General features: G+C 33.2%; 24 protein-coding genes and 1 rRNA gene. 5 read left to right on the top strand and 20 right to left on the bottom strand.

What is annotated here, in order from left to right; all coding sequences use genetic code 11:
* Window positions 1-34: 34 nt before the first annotated feature.
* Window positions 35-1550 (bottom strand): 16S ribosomal RNA (locus KQS_RS03040).
* Window positions 1551-2258: 708 nt separating this feature from the next.
* Window positions 2259-3491: an ABC transporter permease gene (locus KQS_RS03035; RefSeq protein WP_014387745.1), complete on the bottom strand. Its 1233-nt coding sequence runs from the start codon at window positions 3489-3491 to the stop codon at window positions 2259-2261.
* A 13-nt stretch (window positions 3492-3504) separates the two neighbouring features.
* On the opposite strand from KQS_RS03035, the gene KQS_RS03030 reads away from it, so the two are divergent.
* On the top strand, window positions 3505-4770 hold the full coding sequence (locus KQS_RS03030; RefSeq protein WP_014387744.1) for an exo-beta-N-acetylmuramidase NamZ family protein: 1266 nt from the start codon (window positions 3505-3507) through the stop codon (window positions 4768-4770).
* Here KQS_RS03030 and KQS_RS03025 read toward each other — a convergent pair whose 3' ends face one another.
* The gene (locus tag KQS_RS03025; RefSeq protein ID WP_014387743.1) at window positions 4771-5268 is read right to left on the bottom strand and encodes a YkgJ family cysteine cluster protein; all 498 of its coding nucleotides are present in this window, start codon (window positions 5266-5268) and stop codon (window positions 4771-4773) included.
* Between the two features lie 90 nt (window positions 5269-5358).
* On the opposite strand from KQS_RS03025, the gene KQS_RS03020 reads away from it, so the two are divergent.
* A complete protein-coding gene (locus KQS_RS03020; RefSeq protein ID WP_014387742.1) occupies window positions 5359-6069 on the top strand; it encodes a class I SAM-dependent methyltransferase in 711 nt (236 codons plus the stop codon).
* Window positions 6070-6131: 62 nt separating this feature from the next.
* Here KQS_RS03020 and KQS_RS03015 read toward each other — a convergent pair whose 3' ends face one another.
* From KQS_RS03015 to KQS_RS02980, 7 genes are all read right to left on the bottom strand, one after another.
* Window positions 6132-6764, bottom strand: coding sequence for a 7-carboxy-7-deazaguanine synthase QueE (locus KQS_RS03015; protein ID WP_041251971.1), 633 nt, complete (start codon window positions 6762-6764; stop codon window positions 6132-6134).
* Between the two features lie 92 nt (window positions 6765-6856).
* Window positions 6857-8548 carry a tetratricopeptide repeat protein gene (locus KQS_RS03010; RefSeq protein WP_014387740.1) on the bottom strand — a complete coding sequence of 564 codons (1692 nt, stop codon included), beginning with the start codon at window positions 8546-8548 and terminating at the stop codon, window positions 6857-6859.
* 11 nt (window positions 8549-8559) lie between these two features.
* Window positions 8560-9447 (bottom strand): PstS family phosphate ABC transporter substrate-binding protein, encoded by an 888-nt coding sequence (locus KQS_RS03005; protein WP_014387739.1) that lies wholly within the window; start codon window positions 9445-9447, stop codon window positions 8560-8562.
* 427 nt (window positions 9448-9874) lie between these two features.
* Entirely contained in the window at window positions 9875-10717 is an 843-nt protein-coding gene (locus tag KQS_RS02995; RefSeq protein ID WP_014387737.1) for an energy transducer TonB, read from the bottom strand.
* A 23-nt stretch (window positions 10718-10740) separates the two neighbouring features.
* Window positions 10741-11292, bottom strand: a complete 552-nt coding sequence (locus KQS_RS02990; protein ID WP_014387736.1) for an ExbD/TolR family protein — start codon at window positions 11290-11292, stop codon at window positions 10741-10743.
* A 20-nt stretch (window positions 11293-11312) separates the two neighbouring features.
* The gene (locus KQS_RS02985) at window positions 11313-11942 is read right to left on the bottom strand and encodes a biopolymer transporter ExbD (RefSeq protein ID WP_041251970.1); all 630 of its coding nucleotides are present in this window, start codon (window positions 11940-11942) and stop codon (window positions 11313-11315) included.
* A 40-nt stretch (window positions 11943-11982) separates the two neighbouring features.
* Window positions 11983-12813: a MotA/TolQ/ExbB proton channel family protein gene (locus KQS_RS02980; protein WP_014387734.1), complete on the bottom strand. Its 831-nt coding sequence runs from the start codon at window positions 12811-12813 to the stop codon at window positions 11983-11985.
* A gap of 215 nt (window positions 12814-13028) precedes the next feature.
* Between KQS_RS02980 and KQS_RS02975 the strand changes: the two genes are divergently transcribed.
* The 3 genes from KQS_RS02975 to KQS_RS02965 are packed head-to-tail and all read left to right on the top strand — an operon-like array spanning window position 13029 to window position 15286.
* A complete protein-coding gene (locus KQS_RS02975; protein ID WP_014387733.1) occupies window positions 13029-14540 on the top strand; it encodes a helicase HerA-like domain-containing protein in 1512 nt (503 codons plus the stop codon).
* Window positions 14540-14908, top strand: coding sequence for a DMT family protein (locus KQS_RS02970; protein ID WP_014387732.1), 369 nt, complete (start codon window positions 14540-14542; stop codon window positions 14906-14908). Before KQS_RS02975 ends, KQS_RS02970 begins: the two co-directional genes overlap by 1 nt.
* Before the next feature lie 12 nt (window positions 14909-14920).
* Complete coding sequence (locus KQS_RS02965) at window positions 14921-15286, top strand: cupin domain-containing protein (protein ID WP_014387731.1); 366 nt, start codon at window positions 14921-14923, stop codon at window positions 15284-15286.
* A 26-nt stretch (window positions 15287-15312) separates the two neighbouring features.
* Here the strand turns inward: KQS_RS02965 and KQS_RS02960 are convergent, their stop codons facing one another.
* From KQS_RS02960 to KQS_RS02915, 10 genes are all read right to left on the bottom strand, one after another.
* Window positions 15313-16653, bottom strand: coding sequence for an FAD-dependent oxidoreductase (locus tag KQS_RS02960; RefSeq protein WP_014387730.1), 1341 nt, complete (start codon window positions 16651-16653; stop codon window positions 15313-15315).
* 78 nt (window positions 16654-16731) lie between these two features.
* Complete coding sequence (locus tag KQS_RS02955; protein WP_014387729.1) at window positions 16732-17145, bottom strand: glycine zipper family protein; 414 nt, start codon at window positions 17143-17145, stop codon at window positions 16732-16734.
* Window positions 17146-17272: 127 nt separating this feature from the next.
* Window positions 17273-18352 carry an agmatinase family protein gene (locus KQS_RS02950; protein WP_014387728.1) on the bottom strand — a complete coding sequence of 360 codons (1080 nt, stop codon included), beginning with the start codon at window positions 18350-18352 and terminating at the stop codon, window positions 17273-17275.
* A gap of 13 nt (window positions 18353-18365) precedes the next feature.
* Complete coding sequence (kynU, locus tag KQS_RS02945) at window positions 18366-19655, bottom strand: kynureninase (RefSeq protein ID WP_014387727.1); 1290 nt, start codon at window positions 19653-19655, stop codon at window positions 18366-18368.
* 124 nt (window positions 19656-19779) lie between these two features.
* Window positions 19780-20829, bottom strand: a complete 1050-nt coding sequence (queA, locus tag KQS_RS02940; protein ID WP_014387726.1) for a tRNA preQ1(34) S-adenosylmethionine ribosyltransferase-isomerase QueA — start codon at window positions 20827-20829, stop codon at window positions 19780-19782.
* A 268-nt stretch (window positions 20830-21097) separates the two neighbouring features.
* Complete coding sequence (locus KQS_RS02935) at window positions 21098-22381, bottom strand: citrate synthase (protein ID WP_014387725.1); 1284 nt, start codon at window positions 22379-22381, stop codon at window positions 21098-21100.
* 213 nt (window positions 22382-22594) lie between these two features.
* Window positions 22595-23887, bottom strand: coding sequence for a phosphopyruvate hydratase (gene eno, locus KQS_RS02930; RefSeq protein ID WP_014387724.1), 1293 nt, complete (start codon window positions 23885-23887; stop codon window positions 22595-22597).
* 92 nt (window positions 23888-23979) lie between these two features.
* Window positions 23980-25089 (bottom strand): glutamine-hydrolyzing carbamoyl-phosphate synthase small subunit, encoded by a 1110-nt coding sequence (carA, locus tag KQS_RS02925; RefSeq protein ID WP_014387723.1) that lies wholly within the window; start codon window positions 25087-25089, stop codon window positions 23980-23982.
* A gap of 104 nt (window positions 25090-25193) precedes the next feature.
* Entirely contained in the window at window positions 25194-25682 is a 489-nt protein-coding gene (gene rplQ, locus KQS_RS02920; RefSeq protein ID WP_014387722.1) for a 50S ribosomal protein L17, read from the bottom strand.
* Between the two features lie 62 nt (window positions 25683-25744).
* The gene (locus tag KQS_RS02915; RefSeq protein WP_014387721.1) at window positions 25745-26737 is read right to left on the bottom strand and encodes a DNA-directed RNA polymerase subunit alpha; all 993 of its coding nucleotides are present in this window, start codon (window positions 26735-26737) and stop codon (window positions 25745-25747) included.
* Window positions 26738-26750 lie beyond the last annotated feature (13 nt).

Here is a 26750-nt window from a genome sequence, read left to right as displayed (position 1 = left end):
TTTTTAACCTAACACCTATATCTTATGTCTCTAGAAAGGAGGTGTTCCAGCCGCACCTTCCGGTACGGCTACCTTGTTACGACTTAGCCCCAGTTACTAGTTTTACCCTAGGCAGCTCCTTACGGTCACCGACTTCAGGTACCCCCAGCTTCCATGGCTTGACGGGCGGTGTGTACAAGGCCCGGGAACGTATTCACCGGATCATGGCTGATATCCGATTACTAGCGATTCCAGCTTCATAGAGTCGAGTTGCAGACTCCAATCCGAACTGAGACCAGTTTTGAAGATTCGCTCCTTATCGCTAAGTGGCTGCTCTCTGTACTGGCCATTGTAGCACGTGTGTGGCCCAGGACGTAAGGGCCGTGATGATTTGACGTCATCCCCACCTTCCTCACGGTTTACACCGGCAGTCTCGTTAGAGTTCCCGACATGACTCGCTGGCAACTAACGACAGGGGTTGCGCTCGTTATAGGACTTAACCTGACACCTCACGGCACGAGCTGACGACAACCATGCAGCACCTTGAAAGTGGTCCGAAGAAGGCCTAGTTTCCTAAGCTGTCCACTCCCATTTAAGCCCTGGTAAGGTTCCTCGCGTATCATCGAATTAAACCACATGCTCCACCGCTTGTGCGGGCCCCCGTCAATTCCTTTGAGTTTCACACTTGCGTGCGTACTCCCCAGGTGGGATACTTATCACTTTCGCTTAGCCACTCAGATTGCTCCGAACAGCTAGTATCCATCGTTTACGGCGTGGACTACCAGGGTATCTAATCCTGTTCGCTCCCCACGCTTTCGTCCATCAGCGTCAATAAATTGTTAGTAACCTGCCTTCGCAATTGGTATTCCATGTAATATCTAAGCATTTCACCGCTACACTACATATTCTAGTTACTTCACAATTATTCAAGTCTAACAGTATCAATGGCAGTTTGATCGTTGAGCGACCAGATTTCACCACTGACTTATTAAACCGCCTACGGACCCTTTAAACCCAATGATTCCGGATAACGCTCGCATCCTCCGTATTACCGCGGCTGCTGGCACGGAGTTAGCCGATGCTTATTCATACAGTACCGTCAAGCTCCCACACGTGAGAGGGTTTCTTCCTGTATAAAAGCAGTTTACAATCCATAGGACCGTCTTCCTGCACGCGGCATGGCTGGTTCAGTCTTGCGACCATTGACCAATATTCCTCACTGCTGCCTCCCGTAGGAGTCTGGTCCGTGTCTCAGTACCAGTGTGGGGGATCTCCCTCTCAGGACCCCTACCCATCATAGCCTTGGTATGCCGTTACCATACCAACTAGCTAATGGGACGCATGCTCATCTTGTACCGTTGGAACTTTAGTAAAAAAGTGATGCCACTTCTAAACACCATGGGGTATTAATCCAAATTTCTCTGGGCTATCCCCCTGTACAAGGTAGATTGCATACGCGTTACGCACCCGTGCGCCGGTCTCAAGTTAGCAAGCTAACTCTACCCCTCGACTTGCATGTGTTAGGCCTGCCGCTAGCGTTCATCCTGAGCCAGGATCAAACTCTTCATCGTAGATTTTTAATATTTTTCGACGATATATTTTTTGCTAGGTCTAATTTCGTATACTCGAAAAAGTCTTACTCTTATTCTTGTATGCTGTCAATCCAATATGTCTATGAACTTATTCTCTTATTCTTAATCACTAACCTCTCTCAGTTAGCGGGTGCAAAAGTAAAAACTTTATTTTAAACAACCAAAATAATTTTAAACTTTTTTTGAAGAAATTTTAAATTATTTTAAAACCATTTTTTTATAAAGAACTTCGCTATCTCTAGCAACTTTTGCGGGGCGCAAAGATACAATCTTTATTTCCTATTATCCAAAAGTTTTTTTAACTTTTTTCTAATTTATTTTAGTATCGTTTCAATGAGCGTGCTTGTTGTAAGCGGGTGCAAAAGTAGTAACTTATTCCGTACTTCCAAACCTTTTTACAATCTTTTTTTAATTTATTTTTCTATCCACTTAAAACCAAGAAGTTACATTTCAAAGTTTTTTTTGCATTTGGTCGGAGGTTAGATGTTAGATGTTAGATGTTGGGTGTTGGATGCAAAAAAAATCAATTCTGAATGCAGGAACCAAAATAGCCCTGGGTGAAACAACAGCTTGTTTGCTCCTATATACTACAAACAAAAATCCTGCCGTGCGACATTAGAAGCACATGCAGGATTTATTGTTTGTTTTATAGAAGTAAACAACTAGCGTGGAACACAGGAGTAGCTACTAATCAAATTTTAATGCTTTTACTGGTGATACTTTAGTAATTATATAAGAAGGAATAATCAATACCAAACCACATATTATAACTGTTCCTATATTCAATAGTATAATATAAAACCAATTGATATCTACAGGTGCTACATTTACATAGTAACTTTCTGGGTTTAGCTTTACAATTCCGAAATATCTTTGCACATACAATAGTACTAACGCAATTCCGTTCCCCCACAACAATCCTCTTCCTATTAGATATACCGCATTATAAATAAATATTTTTCTAATGGTCCAATTGTTCGCTCCAATAGCTTTTAACAATCCTATTAACTGTGTACGTTCTAAAATTAGAACTAACAATGCCACGACCATATTTATGGTTGCTACAACAATCATTATAATTAATATAACGATAATATTAAAATCAAATAATTTCAACCATTCGAATATACTGTAATATTTTTGCGAAATGGGTGTACTATTATAGGTAGGCGGAATAGTTCTATAAACGTGTTCTGCAATTTCGTCGAGCTTATCAAAATCATCAATAAAAACTTCATAAGCGCCAATTTGATTTTTGGTCCATTTATTTATTCGCTGAACATGTTCAATATTTCCAATAACATAATTAGCATCAAAATCTTGAAATCCTGAATTGTATATTCCGGCAATTTTAAATTTACGAACACTTGGCAACTTACCCTGTTCCTTCATGAAGAAGGTATTAAAACGGTCTCCTACTTTTAAATGCAACCTATTGGCTAAGTATTTTGAAATTAAAACTTCATTTATATCCTCTTCACTAAACTTAGGAAGTCTACCTTCTACAAGAAATTCATTTAAATTTTTCCAATCATATTTAGTATCAACGCCTTTAAAAATTATCCCTTCAAACGCTGAAGCTGTTCGAATTAAACCTGCTTTTGTTGCAATTGGCTGAACATGACTTACATGTTCAATTTTTTTGAGTTGTTGAATAGGGAAAGAAGTTTCTGATAAGGGTTCTACCGCTACCTGCGATTGATTATCGTCAAAATTTGAAATAATAATTTGACCATTAAAAGCCGAAATTTTTTCTCTAATTTTTTTTTGCAACCCAATTCCTGTTGCTACGGACATGATCATCATTAAAATACTTAATGCAATTGCCAGTATCGCAATTTTTATAATTGGAGAAGAAACACTACTTTTATAGCTTTTAGCGTCAATGAGTCTTTTGGCGATAAAAAATTCTAAATTCAATCTATTATTATTTATGAAGTTCGATTTTACAAAACAATTAGGTTTCAAAATTACGTTTTTATTTTTTGGTTTGCTATTATTTTCTTGTTCAAGTTCCACAAAAACACTTTCGACTTCAGAAGTAAAACAAAAATCTAGTACAACTACAGAATTGAAACCGATAGGCAAAATCATTGTTGGAGCTGAACGATTTGAACACTATTTATTTGATTTAAAAAACAAGAACGTTGGCATCGTTACAAATCAGACTGGGGTAATTCCTGTATACAACCACACAAACAACACTACTTCCTATAAACATGTTGTCGATTTTTTAATTGAAAGTCAGGTTAAAGTTACTAAAATTTATGCTCCAGAGCACGGTTTTAGAGGAACTGCCGATGCCGGTGAATTAATTGTTGATGGAAAAGACACAAAAACTGGATTACCAATTGTTTCGTTATACGGAGCTAACAAAAAGCCAAAACCTGAACATGTAACAGATATTAATGTAATGATTTTTGACATTCAAGATGTAGGTGCACGTTTTTACACTTACATTTCGACGTTACATTATGTAATGGAAGCTTGTGCAGAAAACAATATTGAATTAGTTGTTTTTGACAGACCTAATCCGAATGGAACTATTATAGACGGACCAATTTTAGAAAAAGAATATTCTAGTTTTGTGGGTATGCATCCTATCCCTGTATTACACGGCATGACTATAGGAGAATATGCAAAAATGATCAACGGTGAAGGTTGGTTAAAAGGCGGCATAAAGTGTAACTTAAAAGTTGTTCCTTGTTACAACTACAAAAGAGAATACCCGTATAGTTTACCTATAAAACCATCACCCAATTTACCAAACGACCAAGCTATTAATTTATATGCAAGTTTATGTTTATTTGAAGGAACCAATGTAAGCGTTGGTCGAGGAACAGAAAAACAATTTCAAATTTATGGATCGCCTTTTTTAAAAGAAATGAAATTTGAATTTACACCGGTTCCCAACTTTGGAGCAAAAGAACCATTACACCAAGACAAAAAATGTTTTGGAGAAGATTTAACCAAAATAAAAAAAGTAACGCGATTAGAATTAAAATGGTTGATCAATGCCTACAATCACACGGAAGATAAATCCACTTTTTTCAATGAATTTTTCTATAAGCTTGCTGGAACAAAGCAATTAAAGGAACAAATTGAAAAAGGCATGACAGAAATTGAAATTAGAAATTCATGGCTTTCTGGTTTAACCAATTTCAAAAATATGCGAAAAAAATATTTGATCTATAATTGATTATAGTGGCATTTTCTTTTTCATTTCTTCCACAATATTATAGGCGGCTGGACAAATTGCGACATTTTTTATGGTCAAATTTGCTATTTGTTGAAATTTTTGACGGTCGGTGTGTGGGAATTCGCGACAAGCTTTAGGTCGCACATCATAAATCATGCAATAATTTTCGGCATCTAAAAATGTACACGGCACCTGTTGCAATACATAATCCTGGTCTTCATCAATTCGTAAATACTGCTCAATAAACTGTTGTGGCTTTTGTCTAAAATGTTTTGCAATTCGTTCTATATCTGCCGAAGTAAAAAGTGGTCCAGTCGTTTTACAACAATTAGCACATTCCAAGCAATTGGTTTTTTTAAATTCGGCATCATGCAAATCCTGCATCACATAATCTAAATTTTTAGGTGTTTTCTTTTTTAACTTATCGAAATACTTTTTGTTTTCGTTATGCTTATCTTTGGCCAGTTTTTGTATTTCGTTTAAAGATGGTTTTAACATAAAAAGCTAGATTTAGAACTACAAAGTTACAACAATAACTTTATTAACCTTAAATTAGAGGTCGATTACTTAATTTCTCAAAACAACAAAATGAAAGATTTATTTGGACAAGCCCTTCTCGATTACCAAACTAACCATTCCCCTGAAAACATACTTACAGAAACCAATATTTCGGAAGAAGATGAAATGGATGTTGCTTATTTATTCCGTTCATATAAAGAAATGCCCAAATTAGAACAAAAGGCATTACAACTTTCGAAAGGCAAAATATTAGATGTTGGATGTGGCGCTGGAAGTCATGCCTTATACTTACAAGAAAAAGGATTAGATGTTACCGCCATTGACCTTTCAAAAAAAGCTATAGAAACCTGTCAATTAAGAGGTATAAAAAACACATTTAACTGTAATGTTTTAGATTTGAATATACATCAAGACGACAAGTACGATACTATTTTGCTTTTAATGAATGGTACTGGAATTTTTGGTAAATTAAACCAAATATCAAAATATTTAACCCATTTAAAATCATTGTTAAACGAAGGTGGACAAATTTTAATTGACAGTTCCGATTTGATATATATGTATGATCAAGACGAAGATGGCGCTTATGAAGTTCCTGCAACAGGGTATTATGGCGAATTGACTTTTACTATTTCCTACAAAGGACAAACGGAAGAACCTTTTGATTGGTTGTATTTAGACTACAACACGCTACAAAATGCGTGTCATGCACATGGCATGAACTGTGAATTAATTGAAGAAGGCGAACATTTTGATTATTTAGCAAGACTAACTTTATAAAAGAAAAAAGCCAAATTCTTATTGTGATACGAATTTGGCTTTTTTATATACCTTATTTTAGTTTAAGGAATATTTAAATATTTATGTGTTTGTAATGAAACTCTCCATTTGGGATTATTCATTACATAGTCTACAATTAAAGGAGTCATCTCTTCTTTTTTACTCCATTCGGGTTGAAGAAACAAAATGGCCTTTGGGTTTACCTTTGTAGCTTGCTCTTCAGCAAACATAAAATCGTGTTTATTATGAATAATTACTTTCAATTCATCTGCCAATTCAAAGGCACTTTGTGTGGGCAATTTCGTTTTTTTAGGTGACAAACAAAACCAATCCCAACTTCCTGTAACCTCATATGCCCCTGACGTTTCAATGTGCACTCTTAAATTTTCTTCTTTTAATGCATTTGTCAAAGGCAACATATTCCATGATAACGGTTCACCACCAGTAACAACAACAGTTTCTGCATATTGCTTTGCGTTACTCACGATAGTTGAAATTTCTGTAGGCGGATGCAAATCAGCATTCCAACTTTCTTTAACATCACACCAATGACAACCCACATCACAACCACCCACTCTAATAAAATAAGCTGCTGTTCCAGTATAAAAACCTTCGCCTTGTATTGTATAAAATTCTTCCATTAAAGGAAGCATTTCCCCTTTATCAACGGCTAATTGTATTTCTTTTTGTAACATTCTTTTAAAAATAGTCTGCAAAGATACATCAAAGTTAAACATAAAAAAAGCTGGTAGTAATTTACCAGCTTAAAATTTTATGTTTTATAAATTTACTTCTTTAACACTTGTAAAGATTGTGTTATGTAAGCATCTGTAGGATTTAATTTTTTAGCTTCTTCAAAAGCTGCAATTGCTTTTACTTTATCTGTAGCTGCATAACTAGATCCAATAAATGTATAGGCTTCTAATAAATTCTTTTTAACTGCATCTTTAGACAATTCAGCTTCACCTTTTGCTACTACAGTTTTAACATATCCTTCATAATCACCCAATGCAGTTTTTTTAGATTCCTCTGTGTCAATAACACGATTTAATTTACCTTTATTTAAATACGCATCTTGTGTTGTTGGAGAATTTTTAATTACTTCTGCAAACGCTGAATTTGCTTTTTCAAATTCAGGTTTCATTGCTAATTTTTGTTCAGCAGTTTTATCAATTGAAGAAATAAAGATAGACTGACCATAATAGTAATTATCTAATGTATACGTTTTTGATTCTTTATTTTTCAACGCTAATTCAAATAATTTAGCCGCTTCATAATAAGCTTTTTGTTTATACATTTTTACACCTAACTCACTAAATTCACCTGACAATTTATGATCTAATTCAGCTGCTTTTTGTAAATCAACTAATGCTTCATTAAACTTAGTTGGATTAGTAAGCACACCATTTGCATCAACAGCATAAGATAATTTTGCTTTTGCTAAACCTAAGTAGTCTCTACCTTTGATTTTTTTAGGATCCGTTTTAGAGAAAAAATCATTAAATGCTTTAATAGCTGCTTCATTTTTTCCAGTTTCTAAAGACGCATATCCTAAATATCTATAAATTCTTGGGTTTACTTTATCCATTTTTTGAATAGCTAAAGCTTCTGCTTCAAGCGCTTTCCAATCTTTTGTAATAATTAAGAAATCGGCATAACGCATTCTTGAATCTACAGAAGAATCCGTTAAACTCATATATTTTCTGTATGACTCTAATGCTTTAACTGTATTTTCATTATATTTTTTTAAGTCAGAATAGCCCCAAGCAAAATAGGTTTCAGCTAATTCTCTGTGAGCTGGACCATAGTTCGGATTGATTGCTATAACTTCATTAATTGCTTTAATTGATTCAGGATACGCTTTTGCATTACGGGTAATCATAGCTAATTGTAATTTAGCACGCAATAATGTATTATCCAAATCATAGGCATTTCGATAAGCTGCATAAGCATCGTTCGTATTTTTATTACCTAACTGTGCATCACCAAGTGTTAATTGAGCTAAAGCTGATTTTGGATCACTTGCCACAGCTTTTTTTGCTGCTTCCACTGCTTTTGGATAATCCGGATGCTCTAAGTTCATATATGCTTTAGCAATATAAATTTGTTCTTCCGTATCTTTTTTCTTAGCACTTTGTAATGCTGTAGCAATATTTGTTGCCGCACTTGTTTTATTTCCATTAAGAAAATCAACATGTGCCAATCCAATTAAATTTAAATGACCTGCATCTTTAGCAGCTCTACCTTTTTCAAAATAAATCTTAGCAGAATCTTGTTTATCTAAATCCAAATAAACTTGACCCAAGTAAAAATAGTTTTTACCTTTATCAGGAGAAGCATTAATCATACTTTTTAATGATTTTCTTGCTTCAGAATATTTTTCTGCATCAATAGTTTTCTTAACTTGTTCTAAATCTTGTGCGTTTACTAAACTTGCACTCAACATTACAACCGCACTTGCTAATACAACTTTTTTCATTTTATTTTAGTTTATATTTTTTTTCTAATTTTTAGTTCTCTTGTTGGAATGATTTCAGGCAACAAACCTGATTTCAAAATTATTCTTTGACCAACATTACCTGCTACAAATGAAGCAAATCCCATGCCTAAACCAGTTTTACCTTGATAATTTAACAAATATATTTTACGAGACAATGGATATTCATTTAAGGCAAGACTTGATTGTGAAGGTTTTACTAATTTATTTTTAGCTATTTCTAAGCTTAAAACTTTAACATTTTTAAGCAAATTTTCAGTTTCAACATCTACATCGGTTATCCAATTCACACCTACAAATCCAATTGCGTTAGCATTTTGGGATACAAATTTAATAACTTCTAAATTATTATTTAATGCTGCAACATTAGTTTTTGGTAAACTTTTTACATTGGTTTTTTCCATTAAAAATCGCAAAGTACTCGAATTAGCATTATCAAATACCAATTGATTATTTGAAGACGAACCATTTAAAACAGACGATAATTCATTCAATGAAGTAGAAGTTTTATTATTTTCTTTATTTACAATTACTGCAATACCATCTGTTGCAATAGGTGTCACTTTTCCTAAAATTGTTTTAGATTTAAAAAACTTAATTTCGTTATCATTCAATTTTCTAGACAACACAAAATAGTTGGCTTTCCCTTCAATTATTGCCTTACTAATTTCATTTTCAGATTTGCCAATTAAATTTACTTTAGCATAGCTGTATTGACTTTCAAACACTGCTTTCTGCTCTTGCATTATTGGCATAAGTGTTTCATCAACCCAAACATCTAATTTACCTGTTGTAATGGTTTCATCAACTTCTTTAGAAGATTTATTACAAGAAACAAAAACAAACAAAACAGTTATTACAATAACTAAAAGTCTTTTCATTATTTATATTATTAAAATTCATTAAGATAAAGCAATTTTTATAGAAAATTAACCTAATTAAACAACAATTTAATTTTCATTATATTATTTAGTTTAATGCCTAAAGCTTAACACTAAATTTAAATAGTTGATGAACAAAAATCTACAATTCCGTTTACTGTTACATTTACCTTACACAAAAAAGAATCTATCTATTCATCTTTATAAGAAGAATTAAACCTATAAAACCTAAAAAAGGCATAAACTATTAAAACAATTCCAAAAGCTAATCTATTAGAATAAGGCACAGTTACTGGCATTGCCTTCCAAATAATAAAAATACCTGCTATTATTAGGTAGGCTAAAATCATAAATAGTCCTAAAACAAACAGAAATCGCTGTTTAGGCGATTTCTGCTTAAAATTATTGAATAGATTATTCATCATAATTAATCTGCTGAAATGTTGAACTTTAATGGGAAGTTATAATAAACTTTTACATTTCTTCCGTTCATAACTCCAGCTTTCCATTTTGGAGATTTCTTGATTTGTTGGATTGCCTTGTCTGCTAATTTAAAACCTTTTGGACTTTCCTCTAAAATTTCAAAATTACCTAAAGAACCATCTTCCATTACCACGAATCTCACTCTAACTGAACCATTAATTGATTCCTCAATATCTCCAAGACTTCCTAATAATCCATTTTGAACTTTCGTTCTGAAAGCATTAATACCACCTGGTGGTTCAGGATTAACCTCAACAGAAGTAAATACTTGAGAATAATCAGTGTTATCAGCAGCAACGTTAACATCACTTGCTAGTCCATCTAAAGGTATACCTGCATCAGCATCGTTTGAACCTTTAACGTCACTAGCTCCTGTTTTTTTATCTTTCAAATCATCTACAGTAGGTGGTGGTGTTTCAACCGTTTGTTTATCAACAACAACTGGTGGTACCATTTTAACAACATCTACGATTGATTTTGTTTGTTTAACAGGTTCTGCTTTTTGTTCGATGATTTTTTTAGGCTCATCTTTTTTAGGCTCAACAATTTTCTTTAATTCAACCTTTGTTATTTTTTCTTTTTCTTCTTCTTCAGAAGCTTTATCTAAATAACTTTTGATTAATGGATAAGAAACAGCAGAACCAAAAAATAACGCTCCTAAAATTAATGCAAAAATTGTAGTTTTAGGATTTGTTTGTCTTAATTCATACGCACCATAACTTTTGTTACGCCCTTCGAAAACTGTATTTAACCAGCTATCGTGGAATAAGTTTATTTTAGAACTCATAGTATATCATTTAAAAGTTAGGGTTATTTAATTCCTTTATCTTCAAGCATTTTTAAATCTTCAGGAGTAGTATCTACAATAGCATAAACTTTAGTTTTAGTAATTGCCATTTCATCTAAGATATCTACTAAATTTTTATAATTTGAAGATTTACTTGCTTTGATTAACACTGTAAGTGTTTCTTTCTCAGGATCTGCAACTCGAGCTTTAACTTCTTGTTGTTGTGCTAAAATTGCTTTTCTGATACCTTTACCACCATAATTTTCAACTAAAGGACCTTTTAAAGGTTCTTTTGTTTGTCCAATATAATAAACTAATTTATTATTTTTTCCCAAAACTACCGTTAAAGTTCTCCAAGCTGGTGTTTCAGGTGGTTTCTCATCTTTTATATCTTGATCTTTATCTGGTAAGGCTAAATCCATAGATTGTGGCTTAGACAATGTAGTTGTCAAGATAAAGAATGTGATTAACAAGAAAGCCAAGTCAACCATCGCTGTTAAGTCAACCCCAGGGTTCGACTTTTTACTTCTTACCTTGCCGCCTTTATCGCCGCCGCCGGTATTTAATTCTGCCATGTTATTTCTTTATTTTCTAATTAAAAATCTTCACTTCTTAATCCTGTAACTAAATAAAAGTTGTTCACTTCTTGCTTTTGCATCATGTCTAACACTTTTTTTACTGTAGGATATTTTTCTTTTCCATCTGCTTTTATAGCAAATTTCAAATCCTTAGTTCTTAATTCAACTAATGCTTCACGAGAAGAAAGAACCCAGTCCCCTAACTGACTTTTCTTAGTAGAATCGGCAGGTGTTTCATAAGGGATACCTTTTTGTAAACCTTCTTTATTTCTTTCAGCTCCCGGAAGAGCGATTAGTGATTTTAACTCGTCTAAAGGCACCCCGAATCCATCGATTAGTGCAAATTTAGATTTTTCATCTTCTGAAAATTCCATCCCATATTTATCAGCCATAATTTCAAGAGTTTTAACTCGTAAATCTCTATCTGTCATACTAAAAAACACAGCGCTATCTCCAATAGTAATTGTTGCTAAATCATGCTCAGGCAATTTTGCTTGAACTGTTGAAGCAGGAGTATCTACTGGTTTTGGCTCAGGAACTTTTGCAGTTGATGTCATGATAAAAAAGGACAATAATAAGAACGCAACGTCACACATAGCCGTCATGTCTATTTTTGTACTTTTTTTAGATATTTTAACCTTTGCCATCTTAAATTTATATTTTAACTTAGTACTATATTATTGAAAATTAGTTGCTCCCTTTAGCTCTTTTATAAGCTTGAGAAATAGCAAAACCAGCTTCGTCAATAAAGTAAGTTAAAGTATCAATTTTTGATGTAAAGTAGTTGTAAGCAATAATTGCTAAAGTAGAAGTTGAGATACCTGTAGCTGTGTTGATTAACGCTTCAGAAATACCGTTTGCTAACTGAGCTTGATCAGGAGTTCCTGCAGTTGCTAAACCAGCGAACGCTTTAATCATACCAGATACTGTTCCTAATAATCCTAATAACGTACCAATTGATACTAATGTAGATAAAATTGTTAAGTTTTTCTCTAACATTGGCATTTCTAATGAAGTAGCTTGTTCAACTTCTTTAGTAATATTTTCAGTAGCTTTTTCTACATCTAATCCATCTTTTCTTACTTGCTCTGATTTCAATAATCCAGCTTTAACAACATTTGCAACTGAACCTTGTTGTGCATCACATGAAGCGATAGCTCCTTGAACATCTCCAGATTTGATTTGCCCTAATACGTTTTTAACAAATTTCTCTAAATCACCTTTCCCAGCTGCTTTGTTGATAACAAAGAATCTTTCAATTGAGAAAACTAACGTCATTAATAATAACCCCATTAACGCAGGTACAATCATACCACCTTTATAAACCATTCCTAAATAGTTCCCTGGTAGTGGGTGACCATTCTCAGGATCTCCACCCTCAAAATTCGCAGATGCTCCCATAACGAATTTCCACACTAGAAATCCAATTACTAAACATACTAAAATTGTAGCTGCAGCAAAAATACTTGCTCCTTTGTTTTCTTTGTTCTCTCCAGAAACTTTTAAATCCTGTGCCATTTTCTTAATTTTTAGTTTAAAATTGATTAATAATTTATTTAATTTGAATTATGTTTGGACGCAAATTTATATGAAATAGACTTTAAAAAAAAACTAAATCTATAAAAATTAACGTTAAGATAATTTTACTAACAAACATTATACCAAAAATTGCATTATTCAAATTTTTTTTTAAATTTAAATTATAAATCTTTGTAATCAATAATTTCTTAAAAATGACAACAGAAAATTTCATATCTACTATAAAAGAAGGTTACACTTCAAAAGGTGATTTTATTACACTTGGCGCCGGAATACTTAATGGAGAAACTATTGCAGAGACACAAATAGCTATTCCTTTAAAAACCTTAAACCGACACGGCTTAATTGCTGGTGCAACCGGAACAGGTAAAACCAAAACCATTCAAGTACTCTCTGAACAACTTTCAAAAAAAGGCATCCCTGTTTTAATGATGGATATTAAAGGTGATTTCAGTGGAATTGCGGCTATGGGAGAAGAAAAACCTTTTATTACGGAAAGACATCAAAAAATAAATATTCCTTTTAAACCACAACAATTCCCAGTTGAACTCTATACTATTTCCGAACAAAACGGGGTGCGTTTAAGAGCTACTGTTTCGGAATTTGGACCTGTTTTATTTTCTCGAATTTTAGATTTGAACGAAACACAGGCTGGAGTGGTATCTATTGTTTTTAAATATTGTAAAGACAATGAAATTCCTCTTTTAGACTTAAAAGATTTCAAAAAGGTTTTGAATTTTGCTACAGAAGAAGGTAAAGAAGAATTTGAAGCAGAATACGGAAGAATTTCTACTGCCTCAACAGGTTCAATTTTAAGAAAAGTTATTGAATTAGAAGAACAAGGCGCTCATTTATTTTTTGGTGAATTATCGTTCGATATTAATGACTTTCTTCGTATTGATGAAAACGGACAAGGATTTGTAAACATCATTCGTTTAACTGACATACAAGACAAACCAAAATTATTTTCCACTTTTATGTTGTGTCTTTTATCTGAGATTTACAACAAAATGCCTGAAAAAGGAGACGCTGAACAACCCGAATTTGTATTGTTTATTGATGAAGCGCATTTGATTTTTAACGAAGCAAGCAACACACTTTTAGACCAAATTGAAACTATTGTAAAATTAATCCGCTCAAAAGGAATTGGTATCTATTTCATAACACAAAATCCTCAAGATGTTCCTAGCGGAGTTTTAGCACAATTGGGTTTAAAAATTCAACATGCTTTAAGAGCTTTTACTGCAAATGATAGAAAAGCAATAAAAATGACTGCTGAAAATTATCCTGATTCTGAATTTTATGATGCTGACGAATTATTGACACAACTTGGTATTGGAGAAGCATTTGTTACAGCTTTAAACGAAAAAGGTATACCCACTCCTTTAGTAGCAACAATGATGCGCGCACCCGAAAGTCGAATGGATGTTTTAACACCAGAAGAAATAGAAGAATCAATATCAAAATCAAAACTTTATAAGAAATATAAAGACACCATTGAGAAGGAAAGTGCGGCTGAAATTTTAGCGAAAAGAATTGAAAAAATTCAAGAAGAACAAGCAGAAATTGAAGAACAAAAAGCCGAAGAAAAAGAAGAAAAACAAAGCAGTACAAGACAAAATCCAATCATCAAATTTTTAACAAGCGCTGCTTTTATTTCGGGCTTATTTAGGGTAATCATGATGTTATTTAAGAAAAAAAGATAATGAAAAGTCTACTAACCATTGGCCTATTGATTCTTTCAAATGTATTTATGACATTAGCTTGGTATGGGCATTTAAAATTTAAAGAGTTAAAATGGTTTGAAAATGCTGGATTAATTACTATAATTCTGATTAGTTGGGGTTTAGCACTTTTCGAATATTGTTTTCAAGTACCGGCAAACAAAATTGGATTTCAAGGGAATGGCGGTCCTTTTTCGTTAATGCAACTAAAAGTTATACAAGAAGTAATTACACTGGTCGTTTTTGTTATTTTTTCCCTTCTTTTTTTCAAAAATGAGAGTTTTAAATGGAACCATGCCGTTGGCTTTTGTTTTTTGATATTAGCTGTATATTTTATTTTTAAAAAATAAATTCAAAAATTTATGAAAAAATATTTTATTCAAAACAATCCTTTTGTAGTTCCAACTACAGATGGAAAATTAATTGAAGAGCATCATGGCTTAGCCACTACAAAAAATAAAGAACTATCAATTGCACATATGATAGCACCTCCAGGTTGGAGTGAGCCTTTTCAAACACCAGAATTTGATGAATATACTTATATTATAAAAGGCAAAAAACAATTTATCATTGAAAATGAAAAAATAATTCTTGAAGCAGGTCAATCGATAAAAATTGAAAAGAACACTCGAGTACAATATTCTAATCCTTTTGACGAAGCTTGTGAGTATATAGCAATTTGCACGCCTTCTTTTAGTATGGATTTAGTTCACAGAGAAGAAAAATAAGAAAAGTGACTTAATAGTCACTTTTCTTATTTTAACAAATCTAAGATTCTATGTTCTATTACTTCTGTATCCCAAATTTCCTCGATAGATTCCATACTCAGGATTTCTTCCATGATCTTGTTCTGTTTGTCGCCTTCAGCTAAAGCTTCTGAATAAGGCTGATGACTAAACGTTACGCGAGAGTAGAGAGGAATCCATTTATCGGGATGTTTTTCTGAAAACCATTTTTCAATTTTCTTTTGCAATAAAAATTTCTTGTCCGCCGTTTTTGCACTCATCTCCATAAAATTACGGTACGACAATTCAGCGATGGCATCTGCATTTGGTTTTCTTGAATTTTCATAATCATTCAATAAATTAGCCCAATCATCGCCGTATTTTTCCATCATTTGTTCTAATACGGTAATATCTTCAAAACCAGCATTCATCCCATGTCCATAAAAAGGCACAATAGCATGACAAGCATCACCAATTAAAGCTACCTTATCACTATACGTCCAAGGAAAACATTTCATGGTAACCAAATAACTGGTTGGATTTTTGAAGAAATCTTCGACTAAATTTGGAATCACTTCTTTTGTATCTGGAAAATGTTCTGCAAAGAAATCTACCAATTGCTCTTTCGTTTGTAAAGACTCAAATGAATTTTCACCATCATGTGGCATAAACAAAGTACAAGTAAAACTACCGTCTAAATTTGCCAACGCCATTAACATGTAATTACCTCTTGGCCAAATATGTAAAGAACCCTTATCTAGTTTATGAGAACCATCAGGATTTGCGGGAATATTTAACTCTTTATATCCTATATTTAAGAATTCTTGTGAATAATTAAACATACTTTGACGTTGCATTCTATGTCTTATTCGAGAAAAAGCACCATCTGCTCCGAAAACCAAATCGTATTTAAGTTCCGTCCATTCTCCACGTTCTTCTTCTCCCATATGCAGTGTTGCATCCGAAAGAGTTACATCCCATATCTTACTTTCAAAGAAAAACTCGACACCCGCTTTTTCAGCTAAATCCACCATTTTTTTGTTTAGTAAGCCACGAGAAATAGAATAAATCACTTCACCATCTTTACCATAAAACTGATTTGTAACCGTATCTACCCCGGTATGAATTGCTCTTTTTTCGACTGGAATTCCGATACCTAAAATTTCATCTTCTAACCCAACATCTTGTAAAGCTTTGATTCCTCTTTGAGACAATACAAGATTAATAGAGCGACCTGAAAAATTAATTTTTCTAATATCTGGACTTCTATCAAATATATGAACGGTGTGCCCTCTTCTTTTTAAATAAATCCCTAATAGCGTTCCAACTAATCCGGAACCAACTATTGCGATTTTTTTTGATGTTTGCATTATTTCTAAATCTATATATGCAAATTTATCCTTTTTAAGATTAAGACGCGTACATATTTAAGTATTTTTTTTATTGAATTAGTTCTTTTTTCTATCATCTAAAACAGCACCAGTACCTGCACCAACTGCTGCACCTGCGACCCCACCAATAAGTGCTCCTTGCCCTTTTTTTTCACTGACTACAGCACCTGTAACGGCACCTACTCCAGCCCCAATTAATGCCCCTTTTACTGCACCACTCATTTTTTTCTTTTGAGGAGTAGCTTGAGTTTGTGTTACTGTTTCTTTATTATTTACTACAACAACTTCTTTTGAAGGCTCTTCTTTTACTTGTTGCATGGAATCAATCACTCTTTGCTTCTCCATGGCTAGTTTCATAGAATCGATAATTTGTTGTTCTCTTGAAGCCGTTTTTTCTTGTTTTGGCATTTTAAAATCTTTACATGAAAGAACTAACAATGCGCTTGCTGTAATTAACATTAACTTTTTCATAATCCTACTTTATATTTAATTCATATTTTACAAAGTAACTACCGTTTAGCTATAATGCTATTACATGATTTTTAGAAAAAATTACATGAATACAATAAAAAAAGCGAACCGAAGTTCGCTTGATTATTTAAAATTGGATTTTATTACCCACTTGCATTTTATTGTTTTTGGCTAGAACACCACACATATGAAACAACATTCTGGCACCTACATTACCATCCCAATCACCCTCTTCCCCTGGAGCTACTTCTACAAGATCAAAACCAATGATTTCTTTTCCAGAATCGGCTAATAAATTGAACAAATAAGTAGCTTGTTCAAATGCAAAACCTCCTGGAACTGGCGTACCAGTATTTGGACAATACCATGGATACATTCCGTCAATATCAAAAGAAATACATACTTTTTGAGGCAATTGTGCAATGATGTCTTCACACTGTTGTTTCCACGTTGCCCCTTCAAATTGAGCTTTTTTCAAATCAGAATCCGTATAAACTGTAACCCTTCCTTTTGATTGTTTAACAACATCCACTTCTTGTTCGCAAAAATCTCTAATTCCAACTTGAACAATTTTTGAAACCTGTGGCAATTGTAAAGTATTATACATGATAGAAGCATGAGAATAAGTAAACCCTTCATATGCAATACGCAAATCCATATGTGCGTCTAAATGTAAGATACCGAAATTATCGTGAACTGCTGCTAAAGCTTCATAATACCCTAATGGAGTACTGTGATCACCACCCAACAACACTACTTTTTTCCCTTTATTTTGCCAATGCTGAATTCTTGCTTTTACTTCAGAATGCAAGTCTCTACACACCTTATTTATCTTATCTAGATCAGCTTGTAATACAGGAAAAGTAGCCACATCCTCGCCATTTTCAAGTGCTTCAATAATAGGCTGTGCTAAATCTTTATATTTTTCAGAATTTTTTTTCCAATGCTCTGGCGCCTCATCCATATAGATACCTAATTTCCATAACTCGGGAAAATCTTGGTGTAACAAATCTACTTGAAATGAAGCATCTAAAATTGCATCTGGCCCTTCTGATGCGCCAGCTCCATAACTTACCGTTACTTCCCAAGGCACAGGTACTACAATAATTTCGCTTTCTTCTGCAGTAAAAGGCAATCCAAACACAGTCGCATCTGCCAATCCAGGTTGTGAAGGATCAAAATTTTCAATCTTTTGTTGCTTAGTCATTTTCTAAAATGTCTTATTTGTTAATGAGTTTTTTTAATATTTGTCCAAAATCATACATATCTTCAAACGAAGTATAGAAAGGTACAGGAGCCAAACGAATAACATTAGGTTCTCTCCAATCCGTGATAACACCATTACTCATTAATGCATTAAATAATTCCCTTCCTTGTCCATGTAAATAAACTGATAATTGACAACCTCTTTCCTCTTGATTAGCCGGAGTAATCACCTCGAATTCGGCACTTTCCACTTCTTTATCAATTTCATGTAAAATAAACTCAAGGTATGATGTAATTAAATTTCTTTTTTTAATGAGTTTATCCATTCCAACTTCATCAAACATTTCTACTGAAGCCAAATAAGGAGCCAAAGACAAAACAGGCAAGTTACTTATTTGCCAACCATTTGCGCCTTCTACCGGATCAAAAGATGGTTCCATTAAAAAACGACGTTCTTTATTATGCCCATACCATCCAGCAAAACGAGATAATTCTTTATTTGCATGATGCTTTTCATGCACAAAATATCCAGAAGCATTACCAGGTCCGGAATTCATATATTTATAACTACACCATGCTGCAAAATCAACTTCCCAATTATGCAATTGCAATTCAATATTTCCTGCCGCATGAGCTAAATCCCAGCCTACGAGTGCGCCTTGATCGTGACCCGCTTTTGTTATGGTTTTCATATCAAAAACTTGTCCTGTATAATAATTAACCCCTCCAATTAAAACTAAGGCCAATTCATCACCTACTTCGTTAATTTTTGCAATTACATCTTCGTGATGAATATTTAATTCCCCTTCTCTTCTTTTTACTTCAACAATAGCCTCTTTTGGATCAAAGCCCAAATTTTTTGCATGAAACGCCACTTGAGATTGCAGCATATATTGATCAGAAGGAAAAGCTTTTTCTTCGCAAAGTATTTTAAATCTGTTTTTTGTGGGTTGATAGAACGAAACCATCAATAAGTGAAGGTTAACCGTTAACGTGTTCATGACACCCACTTCAGAAGCTTTTGCACCTACAATTTTACTTAAAGGTTCACAGAATCTTTCGTGGTAATCCCACCAAGGTTTATCAGAGAAAAAATGACCTTCCACAGCTAGATTGGCCCAATCATTCATAACTTCATCAACATAAGCTTTAGTTCTTTTTGGTTGAAGTCCTAGAGAATTACCCGTAAAGTAAATCACATTTTTCCCGTTATGCTGCGGAAATATAAATTCGTTTTTATAATGCGCTAATTCGTCTTGAGTGTCTAATTGCTGAGCAAATTCGCGTGAATTAATAAAGTTCATAATGTTTGTTTTTTGGATTTGTAAAAGTATTGAAAAGTTATGAATGATAAAATTTCAATTTCACAAAGTTGCATAAAATAAAAAATCTCACCATTACGATGAGATTTTTATGATCTTTATATTATTAGATGATTAACATCGCATCTCCATACGAATAGAAACGATATTTCTCCTCGATTGCTTCTTTATATGCCTTCATCATTAAATCATGACCACAAAAAGCAGAAATCATCATTAACAAAGTTGACTTTGGTGTATGAAAATTAGTAACCATACAATCGGCTATACTAAAATCGTAAGGAGGATAAATAAATTTATTAGTCCAACCCACATAAGGATTTAAAGTCTTCATTGATGAAACCGAACTTTCCATGGCACGCATTGAAGTAGTTCCTATACAACACACTTTTTTCTTATTTGCTTTAGCTTTATTTACAATATCACACGCTTCTTGTGTTACGTACATTTCTTCAGAATCCATTTTGTGTTTTGATAAATCCTCCACTTCAACAGGATTGAAAGTACCTAAACCGACATGTAAAGTTACTTCTGCAAAGTTAATTCCTTTGATTTCTAAACGTTTCATTAAATGTTTAGAGAAGTGTAACCCAGCAGTTGGAGCCGCAACAGCACCTTCTTCTTTAGCATAAATAGTTTGGTAACGTTCTGCATCTTCTGGAGTTACCTCACGATTAATATATTTAGGAATTGGAGTTTCCCCTAATTCTACTAATTTTTGACGAAATTCTTCGTATGAACCATCATATAAAAAACGTAATGTTCTTCCGCGAGAAGTGGTATTATCAATAACTTCAGCCACTAATGAATCGTCGTCTCCGAAATATAATTTATTTCCAATTCTAATTTTACGAGCAGGATCAACTAAAACATCCCATAAACGTTGTTCTGCATTCAATTCTCTTAATAAGAAAACTTCAATACGTGCACCTGTTTTTTCTTTATTTCCATACAAACGCGCAGGAAATACTTTTGTATTATTCAACACCATTACATCCCCATCATCGAAATAATCGATAATATCCTTAAACATTTTGTGTTCGATAGTACCTGTTTTTCTGTTTACTACCATTAAACGAGATTCGTCTCTGTTTTCTGAAGGAAATTCAGCCAACAATTCATCAGGTAGATTAAAATTAAAATTAGATAATTTCATATAAAATTGTATTTAGAAATTAGCCCATTGACTAGCTTTGGGTCAAAAATTTTAGAATTATTCTAAAATCAGCTTGCAAATATACAATCTGAAAATAGGGGTTGTCAAGTAAAAAGAGATTTATTTTTAAAAACGTGGGTTCTAGCCCAGATAGGAACGGCATCTTTTTAAAAAATTAATCTCATTTAGAGTTAATTTTTTAAAAAATAGAGTGGATAGCTGGAAATAGCTCCAAAAAAAAAGCCCCGAAATCCGAGGCTTTAAATTATTATCTTTTATCCATTTCAACAAATGAACGTAAAGGATAACCCGTATATACTTGACGTGGTCTTCCGATAGGTTCTTTGTTAACACGCATTTCTTTCCATTGTGCAATCCAACCCGGTAAGCGTCCGATAGCGAAAAGAACTGTAAACATATCTGTAGGAATTCCTAAAGCACGGTAAATAATACCAGAATAGAAGTCTACGTTAGGATATAATTTTCTATCTACGAAATAAGGATCAACTAAAGCTGCTTCTTCTAATTGTTTAGCGATGTTTAAGATTGGATCATTAACTCCTAATTCAGCCAAAACTTCATCCGCTGCTTTTTTAATGATTTTTGCTCTAGGATCGAAATTTTTGTAAACTCTGTGTCCGAATCCCATTAAACGGAATGGATCGTCTTTATCTTTTGCTCTTGCTAAAGCTTTTTGTGCATCACCACCATCTTTTTGGATTTGCTCTAACATTTCTAATACGGCTTGGTTAGCTCCACCATGTAATGGTCCCCATAGAGCAGAAACTCCAGCAGAAATAGAGGCAAACAATCCAGCATGAGATGAACCAACGATTCTAACAGTTGAAGTAGAACAGTTTTGTTCGTGATCAGCATGTAAGATAAATAATTTATCTAATGCGTTGATTACTGTTTTATTTGTAGCGTAAGGTCCAGTAGGTAATTCAAACATTAAGCGCATGAAGTTTTCTACATAACCTTTAGTATTATCATAGTAATTTAATGGGTAACCCATCATTTTTCTGTATGTCCAAGTTGCAATTACAAGGAATTTCCCCATTGTTTTACAAATGGCTTCATACATTTCTTTTTCGTTTTCTACATTAACTACTTTTGGATTGAAAGCAGTTAACGCACTTGTTAGTGAAGACAAAACACCCATTGGATGCGCGGTTTTAGGGAAACCATCAATGATGTTTTTCATTTCTTCATTAACTAAAGTATACTTTCTGATGTCATTTTCGAATTGTTCCAATTGTTGTTTTGTTGGCAATTCACCAAAAATGATTAAGTAAGATACTTCTAAGAAATCTGCTTTATCAGCTAATTCTTCAATTGCATATCCTCTATATCTCAAAATACCTTCTTCACCATCTAAGAAAGTAATTTCACTTTTACAAGAACCTGAGTTTTTATACCCCGGGTCAATTGTAATAGCGCCAGTTGCAGCACGCAACTTTTCAATATCAATAGCCACTTCATTTTCAGATCCTACAATTACAGGAAATTCAAATTTAGCACCATCTAACTCTAATATTGCTGTTTTTGACATGTGATTAAATATATATTTTTATGAATAATATTGTTTTCTGCGAATTTAACAAATTAATCTTAAAATTTAAAATTATTAAATAGATAAATTGCTATATTGATATATATAAAATCTATTGATTTTCTTAACTTTTTATTAATATGGCAAAATAATAAACCTAAAAAAGCCGATAAAAAAATTACCGGCTTGAATAACTGTTTTATAACTATTTTATTATTTAACTTTAAAAGCTTTTTCTTGAGGGAAATAAGCTACCTCTGCTAATTCTTCCTCAATACGTAATAATTGATTGTATTTTGCCATTCGATCAGAACGAGAAGCAGAACCTGTTTTAATTTGACCACAATTTAATGCGACAGCTAAATCAGCGATTGTATTATCTTCTGTTTCACCCGAACGATGCGACATCACTGAAGTATAACCGGCATTATGAGCCATATTTACAGCAGCAATTGTTTCAGACAAAGTACCAATTTGATTTACTTTAATCAAGATGGAATTTGCAATTCCTTGTTCGATTCCTTTAGACAAACGCTCTACATTAGTAACAAATAAATCATCACCTACTAATTGCACTTTAGAACCAATTTTTTCTGTTAATAATTTCCAACCGTTCCAATCGTCTTCATACATTCCGTCCTCGATTGAAATAATTGGATATTTTCTTGATAATTCAGCTAAATATTCGGCTTGTTCTTCTGAAGTTCTAACTTTTCCTGTTGCACCTTCAAATTTTGTATAATCGTATTTTCCATCCACATAAAATTCAGAAGCTGCACAATCTAATGCAATCATAATATCCTCTCCAAAAGTATAGCCAGCCTTTTCAACAGCTAATTTAATTGAATCTAAAGCATCTTCCGTACCTCCGGCTAAATTAGGCGCAAAACCACCTTCATCTCCAACTGCAGTAGATAAATTTCTATCGTGCAATACTTTTTTTAGATTATGGAAAATTTCAGTACCCATTTGCATGGCATGCGTAAATGATTTTGCTTTTACAGGCATAATCATAAACTCTTGGAAAGCAATCGGTGCATCTGAATGTGAACCACCGTTAATAATATTCATCATAGGAACTGGTAAAGTATTACCAGAAACACCACCCACGTATCTATAAAGTGGCATTCCTAATTCATTAGCCGCTGCTTTAGCCACAGCTAACGAAACACCTAAAATGGCATTAGCCCCTAAATTTGATTTGTTAGAAGTACCATCTAATTCAATCATCATTTTATCGATAGCATTTTGCTCAAAAACTGACATTCCAACCAATTCTGAAGCAATAGTTGTATTTACATTTTCTATCGCTTTAAAAACACCTTTACCCATGTAAGCTTTACCACCGTCGCGTAATTCTACCGCTTCATGTTCACCTGTAGAAGCACCACTTGGAACGGCTGCTCTTCCTAAAACACCATTTTCTGTAATAACATCTACTTCTACCGTTGGATTTCCTCTTGAATCTAATATCTGTCTTGCATGAACTTTAATAATAATACTCATATTTTTCATTTTTAAATTTATGATATTCACAAAATTAGCGATTCCTTTTTACGAAACTTAAAATGCGAATAATTTTTATAAACTATAACGTTTTAGTTTTTTGATGCTTTAATATTTTCGATAAATTGGTCAAATAAATAACTTGAATCATGCGGACCAGGACTAGCTTCTGGATGGTATTGAACAGAAAAACAATTTTTTGATTTCATACGCATACCCGCAACAGTACCATCATTTAAATGAACATGAGTTAATTCAAAGTCAGGATGTTGATCTAATTCTTCACGAACTACTGCAAAACCATGATTTTGAGAAGTTATTTCACCTTTACCTGTAATTAAGTTTTTAACAGGGTGATTGATCCCTCTATGCCCATTAAACATTTTATAAGTAGAGATGCCATTAGCCAGTGCAATGACTTGATGACCTAAACAGATGCCAAACAAAGGATGGTTTTCATTTAAAATTTGACGTGCAACTTCTTGTGCACTATGAAGTGGATCTGGATCACCAGGACCATTAGATAAGAAGAAACCATCTGGATTAAAAGATCTTAAATCTTCAAAAGTGGCATCGTATGGAAAAACTTTAATATAACAATCTCTTTTAGCAAGATTTCTTAAAATATTTGTTTTTATACCTAAATCAAGTGCTGAAATTTTGTAGGTTGCCTTTTCATCGCCATAGAAATACGGTTCCTTTGTTGATACTTTTGAAGCCAATTCAAGACCTTTCATATCGGGCATAGCATCTAATTTTGCTTTTAATTCTTCGATTGGTGTTCCGTCAGTACAAATCACACCATTCATTGCACCGTTGTCACGAATGTAACTAACTAACGCTCTGGTATCAACATCTGAAATAACTACTAAATTTTGTTTTTGTAAATAATCAAAAAGACTTTCAGAAGCATCGGGACGTGAATAATTAAAACTAAAGTTTTTACATACTAAACCAGAAATTTTAACACTATTGGATTCAACTTCATTTTCATTTACACCATAATTACCAATATGTGCATTGGTAGTAACCATTATTTGTCCGTAATACGAAGGATCTGTAAAAATCTCTTGATAACCTGTTGTTCCTGTATTGAAGGCAATTTCGCCAAATGTAGTTCCTGAAATTCCGATTGATTTACCATAAAAAATGGTACCATCTTTTAAAAGCAAAATTGCTTGAGGTCTGTTATTATATTTCATGTTGTGTTGTTGAGTGTTGCAAAGTTAAATATTAATTACTAGATATAAAAAAAGGATAAACAATATGTTTATCCTTTTTTATATTTAAAGCACTATTTTCATGATTATTCAGTAGCTTCAGAATTTTCATTAGAGTCAGCTGCAGGAGCTTCTGCAGCAGGTGCATCAGCTTTTTTAGTAGCTCTACTTCTACGAGTTGTTTTCTTAGCTTCTTTTTTAGTAGCGTTATATAATGTATTAAAATCTACTAATTCAATCATTGCCATATCAGCGTTATCTCCTAAACGGTTACCCAATTTAATAATACGAGTATAACCTCCTGGACGATCACCAACTTTAGCAGCTACTTCTCTGAATAACTCAGTAACAGCATATTTGTTTCTTAAATAAGAGAAAACAATACGACGGTTGTGAGTAGTATCCTCTTTTGATTTAGTTACTAAAGGCTCAACAAATTGTTTTAAAGCTTTAGCTTTAGCAACAGTAGTGTTAATACGTTTGTGCTCGATTAACGAACAAGCCATATTAGCTAACATAGCTTTTCTATGTCCTGTTTGTCTACTTAAATGATTTACTTTTTTTCCGTGTCTCATGACGTAATTATTTAGCCTTCATCTTGCATCAATCCACTTTGGAGAGCAAAATATGAAGTAATTTATTCTTTATCTAATTTGTATTTTGACAAATCCATTCCGAAAGTTAAACCTTTAACTGCAACTAATTCATCTAATTCAGTTAATGATTTTTTACCAAAGTTACGGAACTTCATTAAGTCATTTTTATTGAAAGATACTAAATCTCCAAGTGTATCAACTTCAGCCGCTTTTAAACAATTTAAAGCTCTAACTGACAAGTCCATATCTACAAGTTTAGTTTTTAACAACTGTCTCATGTGTAAAGACTCTTCGTCATACGACTCAGTTTGAGCAATTTCATCAGCCTCCAATGTAATTCTTTCATCTGAGAATAACATAAAATGATGAATTAGAGTTTTAGCAGCTTCTGTTAATGCATCTTTTGGGTGAATTGAACCATCAGTGATGATTTCAAAAACTAATTTTTCATAATCAGTTTTTTGTTCAACACGATAGTTTTCAATTGAATACTTAACGTTCTTTACAGGAGTATAAATAGAATCTGTAAAGATTGTACCAATTGGTGCATTTTGCTTTTTATTTTCTTCAGCAGGAACATAACCTCTACCTTTTTCGATAGTAAGTTCCATATTGATATTAGTTTTGTTATCAAGATTACAAATAACTAATTCAGGGTTTAACACTTGGAATCCAGAAATAAATTTCTGGAAGTCCCCTGCAGTTATTTGATCTTTACCAGATAAAGAAATTGATACAGACTCATTATCAATATCTTCAATTTGACGTTTAAAACGTACTTGTTTAAGATTTAAGATAATTTCTGTAACATCCTCTACTACTCCAGCGATTGTTGAAAATTCATGTTCAACACCTTCAATTTTAACTGAAGTAATAGCAAAACCTTCAAGTGAAGAAAGTAAAACTCTTCTTAGTGCGTTACCAACAGTCAATCCATAACCAGGTTCCAAAGGTCTAAATTCAAATTTACCTTCGAAATCCGTAGAATCGATCATGATAACTTTATCGGGCTTTTGAAAATTAAATATTGCCATATTTCGACTAATG

Origin of the sequence: Flavobacterium indicum GPTSA100-9 = DSM 17447 (assembly GCF_000455605.1) — a bacterium.
GTDB lineage: Bacteria > Bacteroidota > Bacteroidia > Flavobacteriales > Flavobacteriaceae > Flavobacterium > Flavobacterium indicum.
Note: the sequence above shows the minus strand (reverse complement) of the source record. Positions and strands in the feature narration are given on the sequence as shown.

Excerpts from the sequence above, each read along its gene's own strand:
- carA (WP_014387723.1), bottom strand. The coding sequence starts at position 25,089 with ATGAAATATAATAACAGACCTCAAGCAATTTTGCTTTTAAAAGATGGT.
- KQS_RS03010 (WP_014387740.1), bottom strand. The coding sequence starts at position 8,548 with ATGAAAAAAGTTGTATTAGCAAGTGCGGTTGTAATGTTGAGTGCAAGT.
- KQS_RS02980 (WP_014387734.1), bottom strand. The coding sequence starts at position 12,813 with ATGGCACAGGATTTAAAAGTTTCTGGAGAGAACAAAGAAAACAAAGGA.
- KQS_RS02985 (WP_041251970.1), bottom strand. The coding sequence starts at position 11,942 with ATGGCAAAGGTTAAAATATCTAAAAAAAGTACAAAAATAGACATGACG.
- KQS_RS03015 (WP_041251971.1), bottom strand. The coding sequence starts at position 6,764 with ATGTTACAAAAAGAAATACAATTAGCCGTTGATAAAGGGGAAATGCTT.
- KQS_RS02965 (WP_014387731.1), top strand. The coding sequence starts at position 14,921 with ATGAAAAAATATTTTATTCAAAACAATCCTTTTGTAGTTCCAACTACA.
- queA (WP_014387726.1), bottom strand. The coding sequence starts at position 20,829 with ATGAAATTATCTAATTTTAATTTTAATCTACCTGATGAATTGTTGGCT.
- KQS_RS02960 (WP_014387730.1), bottom strand. The coding sequence starts at position 16,653 with ATGCAAACATCAAAAAAAATCGCAATAGTTGGTTCCGGATTAGTTGGA.
- KQS_RS03005 (WP_014387739.1), bottom strand. The coding sequence starts at position 9,447 with ATGAAAAGACTTTTAGTTATTGTAATAACTGTTTTGTTTGTTTTTGTT.
- KQS_RS03025 (WP_014387743.1), bottom strand. The coding sequence starts at position 5,268 with ATGTTAAAACCATCTTTAAACGAAATACAAAAACTGGCCAAAGATAAG.
- KQS_RS02975 (WP_014387733.1), top strand. The coding sequence starts at position 13,029 with ATGACAACAGAAAATTTCATATCTACTATAAAAGAAGGTTACACTTCA.
- KQS_RS02990 (WP_014387736.1), bottom strand. The coding sequence starts at position 11,292 with ATGGCAGAATTAAATACCGGCGGCGGCGATAAAGGCGGCAAGGTAAGA.
- KQS_RS02995 (WP_014387737.1), bottom strand. The coding sequence starts at position 10,717 with ATGAGTTCTAAAATAAACTTATTCCACGATAGCTGGTTAAATACAGTT.
- rplQ (WP_014387722.1), bottom strand. The coding sequence starts at position 25,682 with ATGAGACACGGAAAAAAAGTAAATCATTTAAGTAGACAAACAGGACAT.
- KQS_RS03030 (WP_014387744.1), top strand. The coding sequence starts at position 3,505 with ATGAAGTTCGATTTTACAAAACAATTAGGTTTCAAAATTACGTTTTTA.
- KQS_RS02950 (WP_014387728.1), bottom strand. The coding sequence starts at position 18,352 with ATGACTAAGCAACAAAAGATTGAAAATTTTGATCCTTCACAACCTGGA.
- KQS_RS02970 (WP_014387732.1), top strand. The coding sequence starts at position 14,540 with ATGAAAAGTCTACTAACCATTGGCCTATTGATTCTTTCAAATGTATTT.
- KQS_RS03020 (WP_014387742.1), top strand. The coding sequence starts at position 5,359 with ATGAAAGATTTATTTGGACAAGCCCTTCTCGATTACCAAACTAACCAT.
- kynU (WP_014387727.1), bottom strand. The coding sequence starts at position 19,655 with ATGAACTTTATTAATTCACGCGAATTTGCTCAGCAATTAGACACTCAA.
- KQS_RS02955 (WP_014387729.1), bottom strand. The coding sequence starts at position 17,145 with ATGAAAAAGTTAATGTTAATTACAGCAAGCGCATTGTTAGTTCTTTCA.
- eno (WP_014387724.1), bottom strand. The coding sequence starts at position 23,887 with ATGAGTATTATTATTAAAGTTCATGCAAGACAGATATTAGATTCAAGA.
- KQS_RS02935 (WP_014387725.1), bottom strand. The coding sequence starts at position 22,381 with ATGTCAAAAACAGCAATATTAGAGTTAGATGGTGCTAAATTTGAATTT.
- KQS_RS02915 (WP_014387721.1), bottom strand. The coding sequence starts at position 26,737 with ATGGCAATATTTAATTTTCAAAAGCCCGATAAAGTTATCATGATCGAT.